The following is a 10,014-nucleotide window of genomic DNA, read 5'->3' as shown; positions in this document are numbered from 1 at the left end:
ACTGTGGCTACGTCGGAATGGACAGCCGGGTGTGAAGGACCGCGCGGGCCCGCTCCAGGACCGCGCTCACGTCGTCAGCGGGGACGACCGCCTCCGTCCAGGCCAGCTCCGCCCCCCCTTCCCCACTGGCAACTCCCGGGGGGACCATCTGTTCCAGCAGCCGCCGTGCTTCCAGGCCGCGCTCCACCAGCGGCGGCGCCAGCGCGGTCACCAGCTCCAGGGTGCCCTCCCGCGTGGACGTCAGCGCCACCGCGATGGAGCCGGTCCCCTTGCGCAGCTGCTCCGCCAGGGTGCGTGGCTGGAAGTCCAGCCCGTCCCCCAGGTGGTGACACACGACGGTGGTGTCCCCCACGGTGGTCGCGGTCTCCAGCAGGCGCCGCGCCAGCTCCGCGCGCACGGCCCGCTGCGCCTTGCGCTTCTCCTTCTTGTCGGCCTGGGGCCCGTGCGACAGGTGCTCCCAGCGCTCCAGCAGGGGGGCGACCCGCGCGGGCGGCAGCTGCTCATCCTCCAGGCGCTTGTGCAGCGCGCCCAGGTGCCGCACGCGCTCGTTGCCGCCCAGGGCCTCCGTCCGCGCCAGGTCCTGCTCCAGCTCCGCCAGCGCCTGCTCCTGCCGCGCCGTGGCCTCCTGGGGCGTGGGGAAGGTGGGCGCGAAGACCTCCGGGACGCGGTCGAAGCCCACGACGTTCGCCTCGCCATCCACGGCGTGCAGGCGCTTGCGGCTGAAGGGCAGCAGCTGCTCGTTGCCCACCTTCATCGCCAGCCGCCACGGGGTATGTCGCCAGGACGGCAGGTGGCGCAGGTACACCGCGTTGTAGCGCGGCACCGGCCGGTCCCCGCGCAGCGTCTTGAAGGGATCCGCGCCGCCGCCGGTCTCCAGCATCACGCCCCGCGCCTGCGCGTCGCGCATCAGCAGGTTGTTGATCAACCGGTACAGGCCCACCTCCTGCGGCAGCGACGTGTCGTAGCCGGAGACGGGCGAGTACATGACGCCGTTCACCACGACCGTGGCGTAGAACATGTCCACGCGGCCGTCCTTCACCAGCGCGCGCACGTCCTGCAGCGAGCCCGCCAGCATCTCCTCCATGTACGTGACGCTGATGGGCGGGTTGGTGGCGTACTTCTCGCGGTGCAGCCGCCGGTACAGCTCCGCCAGCCGGGGCGCGCAGCCGGAGAGCTCCCGGGCGTCCACCAGGCGGTAGCCGGACGGCTCCAGCAGCCGCGCGTCGCGCCGCCGGTTCTCCCGGACGCGCCGCTCCAGCTCCGGCTCGAAGGGGAGCATCATCCGCGTGTGCGTCATGTACGCGAAGTCGTAGCCCTGCGCTTTGAGGTGGTTGAGCAGGGCCGCGTGCGTGACGGGGTTCACCGCGAGGAAGTAGGGGGCGTGGTCCGGGAAGCGCGTGGTGAGGAACTCCGTCAGCCGCCGCGCCTGGTCCTCCGTGAGGTTCGCGCCCGCGTTGCGCAGGCTGGGCCAGCAGTCCACCTGGACGGCCTTGTCCAGGCGCAGCGTCTTCATCACCGCGCCCACGCCCCAGAGCGCGCTGCTGGCGGCGAAGCCGGCCAGGGGCTTCCAGTTCCCGGTCCGGATGGCCTTGCGCTGGCTGCCGATGAAGCGCTCATACACCGAATGCAGCACCGAGTTGCCGAAGGTGCCGTCGGTGACGGCCAGCGGGATGAGCAGGTCGTCCAGCCCCAGCACGAACATCCGCGCGCGGTCCTCGAACCACGGCCCGGGGCCGTGCTGGACCAGCGGGACGAGGAAGCTCCTCAGGCCGCGCCCTTCCGCCGTGTCGGGGAAGGGAGCCGTGTGGAGGGTCGTCGCGTCGTAGAGGATCATGGTCGGCTCAGGCCTCGACGCCCAGGTGCGTGCGCACGCGGCTGCGCGCCGCGTCCAGCGCCGCGTCCACACCGTCCGTGCGCGCGCCCCCGCCCCAGGCCACCTCCGGCGAGCCGCCCCCCTTGCCGTCCACGCACGGCGCCGCCGCCGCCATGAGCTGCCCCGCGTCCAGGCCCAGGCCGCGCAGCGCCGCGCTCGCGGCCGTCACCAGCACCACCTTGTCGCCGCGCGTGGCGGTGAGCACCACGCCCACGCTGCCGGCCGCGCCCCGCAGGGCCTCCACCAGCGCCTTGAGGTGCGGCGCGGGCGCTTCGCCCAGGTGCGCGGCGACCAGCGCGGTGTCGCCCCAGCGCGTGGCGGACGCCAGCAGTTGCTGTGCGTGCTCCGCCGGGGTGGGGCCCTGGGGCTCGGCGGGCCGGGCGGGCTTGCGGCGAGCCTCCTGCTCCAGCTTCGTCAGCCGCTCGCGCAGCGCGACCACGCGCGACATGGGCTGGGGCCAGTTGTGCAGCGTCTGCGACAGCGGGGCCAGGGCCTGGAGGCGCGCATCGCCAGCGAGCCTCGCCGCCGCGTCGAGCGCCGCCTCCAGCGCGTCCAGCTGCTCGCGCACCTTGAGCGCCGCCTCCAGCGGCGTCTGCCCCAGGGGCGAGGCCAGGGGCGTGTGGGGCGGTCCGAAGCCCACCACCGCGTCGCCGTCCACCTTGCGCAGCATGGCCATCGTGGGCGGCCGCACGGCGTCGTTGGCGTAGCGCTGGAGCGCGCGCCAGGCGAGCCGTCGCGGGCCGGCCAGGTGCTGCGTGTAGACGGCGCTCCAGCGGGGCACCGGCACGGAGCCGCGCATGCTCTTGAACGGATCCGCGCCCGGCCCCAGCTCGATGGTGAGGCCCACGTCCAGCGCGTCGTTCATGAGCTGGAACACCAGCCCCCGGTACAGCCCCAGCTCCTGCGGCAGCGCCAGGTCGTAGCCGAACAGCGGGGAGAAGAGGACGCCCTGGCTGACGTGGTGGGCATAGAAGCCATCCACCCGCCCGTCCTTCACCGCCAGCTTGTAGGTGAGCAGTCCCTGGCGCAGCGTCCAGCGGTACCACTCCTGGGTGAACTGGAGGTTGGTGTGGTACTTGCCGCCGTTGAGCGCGCGGTAGAGCTCCTCCAGCCGGGGCTCGCAGTCCGGCACCTCGCGCCCGTCCACCACGCGGTAGCCGGACGCCTCCAGCAGCCGCGCGTCGCGCCGCCGGTTCTCCCGCACCTGCTTGCTGACCTCCTGCAGGGGCAGCGTCATGCGCGTGTGCGCCGCGTAGAGCAGCCCGTAACCCCGCTCCACCAGCGTGTTGAGCAGCGGCGCGTAACCGGCCGGGTTGAGCGCGCAGAAGACGATGGCGTGGTGTGGGAACCGCTCCGCCAGGAACGCGGTGATGCGGTCCACCTGCTCACCGGTGGGCTGCGAGTGGACGTTGCGCAGCACCAGCCAGTGGTCCACCAGCACCACCTTGTTGATGCCCGCCGCCTTGAGCAGCGCCCCCACCGAGTGCATGGCGCCGCGCATCACCGCCGCGCGCGCCGCGCCGAACGCCTCCGCCGTCACCCCCGTCATCTGCAGCGTGATGTAGCGAGAGAAGGTGGAGTGCAGCGCGGAGTTCTCGTACTCCGTGTCGTTGACGGCCAGCGGCAGGCGCAGCGCGTCCAGCGCCAGCACCTGGAAGGTGGTCCGGTCGGTGACGTACGCCGTGCTGCCGTGTTTCACCAGCGGCACGATGAAGTCCCGGGCCCTCTGGCCCTCGGGCGTGTCCGGCCAGGTGCACGAGTCGACAGTCTGCGCGTCGTAGAGATTCATGAATGAGTCACGATTGCGTGTATCCCAGAGCGAATCAAGGTAGTCACACAGAACGTGATTCACAGAGTCTTCATGACTGGAAAGGGAATGAAGCCATGAACCGGATGTTCGCGGGTGCGCCGGTCACGGCGTCGGACGCGCGTGCGGGGCTGCGGCAGGCGGAGCAGGCGATGTCGGACGCGAGCGCGGAGGCTGGCTTCGCGGACTTCCTGGCGGAGGACGCGGTGATGCTGGTGGAGGGTGCGTACGCGCTGAGGGGAAGGCAGGCCATCCAGACGTGGCTGGCCGCGCACCCGCTGGAGCAGGGCGGCACGCCGCGGTGGGAGCCGGTGCGCTGGGACGTGAGCGCGGACGGGACGCTGGGCTATTCGGTGGGCACCGCGACGGTGGACGTGGACGGGGCGACGCGGAAGGCGGTGGGACGCTACATCTGCGTGTGGAGGCAGCAGGCGGATGGCCAGTGGCGCGTGGCCGCCATGGTGCGCAACGCCGCCACGGCGCCCATGATGCCGCCCGCGGGCTTCTCGCCAGCGAACACGGAGCCCGGGGCCGCGGCGCGCACGCTGTCGAAGGACGCGGTGCTGGAGGAGGCGAAGGCGGCGGACCGCGCCTTCTCCGCGCGGTCCGTGCGGGAGGGCATGGGCCAGGCGTTCACGGCCTGGGCGGCGCAAGACGCGGTGATGCTGATGGGCGACGCGGGCCTGTACGGCCACGACGCCATCGCCAGGGCCTACGCGCCGTTCACGCTGGAGCAGCTCGACCTGCGCTGGGAGCCGGTGCTGGGCGACGCGGCGGCGTCCGGGGACCTGGCGTACACGGTGGGCCGCGCCATCTGGACGGGCAAGGACGCGCAGGGTCAGCCGAAGAAGGACTTCTTGAAGTACCTCACCGTGTGGCGCCGGCAGGCGGATGGCCAGTGGCGCTACGTCACCGACGGCGGCAACTCCAACCCCGGCCCCCAGGGCCCCTGAAAGGAAGTCGCGCCATGTCCTCCACCGTCCTGTCCGACGCCATCGCCTTCCATGACGATCTGCTCCAGCAGGGCGACCTGGCGCGCCGCACCCACGAGCTGCTCGAGCGCACCGCCCGGGAGAACAGCATCACCTACGGCGGCCGGGGGCTCCACCGCGTGCTGCGGCCGTTCTTCGTGACGCCAGAGCAGCACCTGGAGATCCGCCGGGGCGCGTTCGCGGTGTACCAGACGCTGGAGGAGCTGGCGGCCCGGGCAGCCCGGGACCCGGCCTTCCTGGCGTCACTCGCGCCGCAGGGGTGGGAGGAGCTGCTGGTGCCGGTGGACGGCCTGCGCCCGGGCCAGGCCGTCGTGGGTCGGCTGGATGGCTTCCTGGGGCCGGACGGGGTCATCCGCTTCATCGAGTTCAACCCCGACCCTGGGGGCCCCATCAACTCCCACCACCTGGGCCAGGCCTTCGACGTGGCGCCGGTGATGGAGGCGTTCGGCCGCCGCTACGAGGTCACCCGTCCGGCGACCGCGCCCAACCTGATGAGGTCGCTCGGCGCGCTCCAGGCGAGGGGGGGCCGCTCGGGGCTGCCCACGTTGGCCCTGTTCGGTCCGGCCAGCCCGGACGACGCCGACGAGGAGGTGGCGTACCAGCAGTACCTGGAGGCGCACGGCGTGCGCCAGCGCATCGTCACGTCCGAGGACGACTGGACATACGCGGGCGGCGTGCTGCGCGTGGGGGACTTCCCGGTGGACGTCGTCACGTACATCTCGTCCGTGGGCTTCGGGGGCTTCGTGGTCGGCTGTGGCCCGGACCACCCGGTCACCCGCGCGCTCACCGACGGCGCGGCGCAGTTCCTCAACGGGCTGTTCCGCTCGGTCATCCTGCGCACCAAGGCGCTCTTCGCGGTCATGAGCCGCATGGCGGACGAGGGCGCCTTCGACGCGGAGCGCGGCACGCTCCTCCAGCGGCACCTGCCGTGGACGCGCCTGGTGCGCGAGGAGCACACGTCGCGCGACGGCGCGAGCGTGGACCTGGTGCCCTGGATCGCGGAGCACCGCGAACACCTGGTGCTCAAGCCCGTCAACGAGTTCGGCGGCAACGGCGTCACGCTGGGCTGGCGGACGGACGCGGACACGTGGAAGGCCACGCTCCAGCGGGCATTGGGGGAGGCCTGGGTGGTGCAGGAGCGCGTTCCCATGCAGCCGCAGGCGTTCCCGGTGTTCGACGGGGGCGGGGTGCGCCAGCAGTCGCTGAACTCGGACCTGAACCCCTTCCTCTGGGAGCACGGCCGGCAGGAGGGCTTCCTGGTGCGCCAGTCCGACTCCAGCATGCTCAACCTGGCCCAGGGGGGCAGCCTCACCACGCTGGCCGTCGTCCGCGCCCGCTGAAGGCGCACGGGCCCCCTGCTCCAGAAGCACCGTGGCATCGGCTATCGTCTCGCGCCGCTGTCCCCCTGCTTCGAGGTCACCATGAGCCCCTCCGTGAAGAAGTTTGGAAAGCTGCTCCTCGCCGTCGCCGTCGGCGCGGCCGCGTCGTTCGGCACCACCGTCGCCGCCTCCTCCAGCCCCTCCGAGCAGTCCCAGTCCCTCGCCTGCGTGGGGTCCCACGGCGGCAGCTGTGTCAATGACTGCATCGAGGACGGGTTCGACTACGGGCGCTGCTACGGCGACTGCGTCTGCTTCTACGCGTACTGATTCACGGAGAAGACACCCCATGATGAACCTGCGAATGATTGTGGCCCTGGCTGGCGGTATCGCGTTGCTCGGCACGGGCTGTGGTGTCGAGTCCCAGGAGGAGGTCTCCACGGACTCCGAGCAGCAGCCCACCCCCGAGCAGCCCCGCCTCCACCAGGAGTCTGTCTACACGGTCTGCTGGGACCAGCTTGGCATCTACAGCCAGCCCAACACGTCCTCCTCGATTGTGTTCGTGATGAGCTACGGCAACCATTTCAACACCGACAGCTCCGTGTTCTCGTCGAACGGCGAGAACTGGGTCCGCGGCCAGCTCTATTGCTCCCCGCCCTATACCTGCATCGGCGGCTACGGCTACGTCCGCTGGGCGGGCCTCTGCTAGTCAGGGCTTGAGGAGGGCGGGTGGCGAAGCCGGTGCCGTCACCCGCCGCCCCGCTTACGCGGAGAGGCCCCGGTGCGTGACAGTTCCACATCACCCGGGATAGGGTGCCGCGCGAGCTGTCGGGCCGGCGAACCGCGAGGAAGCCATGAGCGATTTCCCCCCGAAGCCCGGTGTGTCGTCCCCTTCCCTGCCTTTGGAGTCCGCCCCTCCGGGACGTCGCCGGGGCCGGGTGCTGCTGGCCGCCACCGCCGCGAGCGCGGCCTTCTCGATGGTCGCGTGCGATTCATTGCTGACGACCAATCCCGCGCCGTGTGTCTACGACGGGGGCCTGATTGACGATGATTGCAATCCGTCCAATGGCACCGACAACTTCCCAGAGGACGCGGGCACCGACGCGGGGACGGACGCGGGTCTGCCCCAGCAACCGTGAAGGGGGCGTCCGCCATGAGCACCGAGGCGCTCTTCGAATTGGACCTGACGGACGGCCCCGCGCTGACGCTGCATGAGCGGGCGTCGGGCCACGTGGCGGAACGCTATCCGTGGGACTCGCTGGAGCCGTCGCGCTACCCGGCGGCGCTGCTGGAGCGGGCGCGGTACTCGTGGACGCTGCGGGCGCTCAACGAGTTCGGCAGCGCGACGGTGATGGGACAGCTGGTCCAGGTGATGGGCGAGGCACGCGTGCCCCTGGACCTGTGGAGCCTGGCGGCGCGCTTCCCCGCGGAGGAGATCCACCACGTGGAGCTCTGCGCCCGGATGGCGATGCGGCTGGGGGGCGGGACCCGGCTGTCCTATTCGCCCGGAGCCTTCGCCGTGGCGTTCGACCCGTCGCTCACCTGGCTCCAGCGCGCCAGCGAGCTCATCGTGCGGGTGTGCTGCGTGGGGGAGACGCTCTCCTTCGCGCTCCTGTCCGGCTGTCTGCGCGCGACGGCCCATCCGCTGACGCGCGCGGTGCTCACGACCCTGGTCCAGGAGGAGGCCCTTCACGGACGGCTGGGCTACCTCTACCTGGACTGGCTTGCCCCGGACCTGGACGCCGCGGAGAAGGACCGGCTGGGGCGCGTGGCGCGCGAGGCCCTGGAGGCGCAGGCCCCGCTCTGGGAGAAGCTTCGCAGCACCACGAAGGACGGCGTCACGAGCGAGGGCTTCCTGCTGGAGCACGTGACGGAGCTGGGCTGGATGGAGTCCCGGGACTACGTCACGGTGAGCCAGGAGACGGCGGAGACGCAGGTGCGGGCGCCGCTCCTGCGCCACGGCATCCGCGTTCCCTGAGCGCCCTCCAGGGGGGCGTCCCTGCTCCACCGCCCGGGTGGTGTAGAGTCGTGCCCCGCCGCATTCCTTCTGGACGGTCCTCCTTGGAAATCCTTCTTGCTCCCGCCCGGCGCATCGACCTGGGCAAGCGCGCCGGTGTCACGGGCGGGCTGTTGGGCGTGCTCTGCGTCATCGCGGAGTTCTGCTTCCTGTTCCCCCACGTGCTCGTGTCCAACGACGGGCGGGCCTTCTACGTGGAGCACCTGGAGGTCTTCCGAGGCATCCTCCAGGTGTCCATCGTCGCCACCTTCCTGCTGGGCACCTTCAGCGTGCTGACCCTGCGCTCCAAGGCGCACGGCGGCATCGCCATGGTGCTGGCGATGGTGGCGCTGCTCTTGGGCGGCAGCGAGGCGGAGCCCCTGACGCACACGCCGCGCGCGATGAGCGCGGGCCTGGACTTCTTCGCGTTGGACCTGCTGGTGCTCGGGCTGGTGTTCATCCCCATGGAGCGGCTGTGGGGGCTGCACGAGCAGAAGATCTTCCGCAAGGGCTGGCAGACCGACCTCAAGCACTTCTTCGTCAGCCACGTGGGCGTGCAGCTCATCTCCTTCGCGGTGCTCATCCCCGTGCAGGTGTTCCTGTCCTGGGCCGTGAAGCTGGACTTCCAGGCGCACGTGGCCGCGCAGCCCATCTGGCTGCAGTTCTTTGAAATCCTGCTGGTCATCGACCTGGTGAGCTACTGGGTGCACCGGGCCTTCCACACCTTCGGGTGGATGTGGAACTTCCACGCCATCCACCACTCGCCGCTGCAGATGGACTGGCTGGCCAGCTCGCGCAGCCACCTGGTGGACACCCTGGTCAACCGCTTCGCGGGCTTCGTGCCGGTGTTCCTCCTGGGCTTCCACCCGTCCGCCATCTACGGCTACCTCGTCTTCGTGTCCTTCCACGCGGTGTACATCCACGCCAACGTCAACCACCGCTGGCCGTACCTGCGCTGGATCTTCGCGACGCCGGAGTTCCACCACTGGCACCACACCTCGGACGACGAAGGCATCGACAAGAACTTCGCCGTCTTCCTGTCGTTCATCGACGTCATCTTCGGCACGGCGCACATGCCGGCCCACTGGCCCTCGAACTACGGGACCACGAAGTTCCAGCCGCCGGAGACCTACCTGGGGCAGCTGGCGTACCCGTTCCAGCGCCACAAGGAGACCCCCTACGGATAGTCAGCGCCAGTGAAACAGGAACGAGGCGCCGGGGACCACGGCAAGCGTGGAGTCATGCAATTGCTTCCCGGCGAGGACGCCCAGGTCCACGGACCAATGCTGCCCCAGGAGCCGTCCGCCCGCGGTCGCGAAGGCAAACGGCGCGCTGATGCCCTCGACCGGTGACAGCGCGACATCCGCCGCGAGGCCCCAATGCCTGCCCAGGCGGATGAAGCCTCCCAGCATGGGCAGCACCATCGCGCTCCCGGATTCGTCCATGCTTCCCCAGGTGAAGATGGGCTGGACCGTCAGAGACACGTAGGCGTCGCCCGTTCCATAGGTGAGGACGCCGTAGGCCGCGACGCCATTGACGACGTTCAAGCCTCCCAGGTCGCTGTCGAAGGTGCCGCCCTGCGCGCCAAACGCCAGATGCAGGCGCTCCGTCAACGGGAACGTCACCTTGATGCCCGCCAGCAGGCTGAAGGGCACGTCGCTGAAGCCCCGCGCCAGCGCGACGATGGGGATGACCGAAGCCGCGTTCAGGGACACGCGCTCGGAGAGGCCTACCTCCGCGGCGGTGATGAGGAAGGCCTGCTGACCGATGTAGCCCTCTCCCGCATGCAGCGGGAGCGCGGTGGGCCCCACGAGGCTGCGGGTGCGGGTGGGATTCTCGAACCAGTCCTGGGATGAGGTCTCGGGCGATGCCGTCCCTGGCTCCTCGGCCCGAGCGAATGACGGAGGGACGACCCACCACAACAGCATGATCAGGCAGATGAAACGCGGCATGGCTCTTCCCCCTTGAGGTGGTGGCTGCCTGAGCAATCACCATGCCTGAGAGGGCCGTCCCAGGGAGACAGGCTCTCT

Annotated in this window: 10 protein-coding genes; 7 read left to right on the top strand and 3 right to left on the bottom strand. The window is 70.6% G+C overall.

Features of this window, described 5'->3' with window-relative positions; genetic code table 11:
- Positions 1-7 precede the first annotated feature (7 nt).
- Together JYK02_RS05035 and JYK02_RS05030 are read right to left on the bottom strand one after the other, a co-directional pair.
- Entirely contained in the window at positions 8-1,834 is a 1,827-nt protein-coding gene (locus JYK02_RS05035; protein WP_207048744.1) for a GNAT family N-acetyltransferase, read from the bottom strand.
- A 7-nt stretch (positions 1,835-1,841) separates the two neighbouring features.
- Positions 1,842-3,662, bottom strand: coding sequence for a DHHA1 domain-containing protein (locus JYK02_RS05030; protein WP_207048743.1), 1,821 nt, complete (start codon positions 3,660-3,662; stop codon positions 1,842-1,844).
- Between the two features lie 95 nt (positions 3,663-3,757).
- On the opposite strand from JYK02_RS05030, the gene JYK02_RS05025 reads away from it, so the two are divergent.
- From JYK02_RS05025 to JYK02_RS04995, 7 genes are all read left to right on the top strand, one after another.
- Entirely contained in the window at positions 3,758-4,633 is an 876-nt protein-coding gene (locus JYK02_RS05025; protein WP_207048742.1) for a YybH family protein, read from the top strand.
- Between the two features lie 14 nt (positions 4,634-4,647).
- Positions 4,648-6,012 carry a hypothetical protein gene (locus JYK02_RS05020; RefSeq protein WP_207048741.1) on the top strand — a complete coding sequence of 455 codons (1,365 nt, stop codon included), beginning with the start codon at positions 4,648-4,650 and terminating at the stop codon, positions 6,010-6,012.
- 81 nt (positions 6,013-6,093) lie between these two features.
- Positions 6,094-6,318, top strand: a complete 225-nt coding sequence (locus tag JYK02_RS05015; RefSeq protein ID WP_207048740.1) for a hypothetical protein — start codon at positions 6,094-6,096, stop codon at positions 6,316-6,318.
- A 19-nt stretch (positions 6,319-6,337) separates the two neighbouring features.
- Positions 6,338-6,697, top strand: a complete 360-nt coding sequence (locus JYK02_RS05010) for a hypothetical protein (RefSeq protein WP_207048739.1) — start codon at positions 6,338-6,340, stop codon at positions 6,695-6,697.
- 145 nt (positions 6,698-6,842) lie between these two features.
- Entirely contained in the window at positions 6,843-7,127 is a 285-nt protein-coding gene (locus JYK02_RS05005) for a hypothetical protein (RefSeq protein ID WP_207048738.1), read from the top strand.
- 14 nt (positions 7,128-7,141) lie between these two features.
- On the top strand, positions 7,142-7,966 hold the full coding sequence (locus JYK02_RS05000; RefSeq protein ID WP_207048737.1) for a hypothetical protein: 825 nt from the start codon (positions 7,142-7,144) through the stop codon (positions 7,964-7,966).
- An 83-nt stretch (positions 7,967-8,049) separates the two neighbouring features.
- Positions 8,050-9,171, top strand: a complete 1,122-nt coding sequence (locus tag JYK02_RS04995) for a sterol desaturase family protein (protein WP_207048736.1) — start codon at positions 8,050-8,052, stop codon at positions 9,169-9,171.
- Here the strand turns inward: JYK02_RS04995 and JYK02_RS04990 are convergent, their stop codons facing one another.
- Positions 9,172-9,936, bottom strand: a complete 765-nt coding sequence (locus JYK02_RS04990) for a hypothetical protein (RefSeq protein WP_207048735.1) — start codon at positions 9,934-9,936, stop codon at positions 9,172-9,174.
- Positions 9,937-10,014: the final 78 nt, after the last annotated feature.

This window comes from Corallococcus macrosporus, from assembly GCF_017302985.1.
Taxonomy (GTDB): domain Bacteria; phylum Myxococcota; class Myxococcia; order Myxococcales; family Myxococcaceae; genus Corallococcus; species Corallococcus macrosporus_A.
Note: the sequence above shows the minus strand (reverse complement) of the source record. Positions and strands in the feature narration are given on the sequence as shown.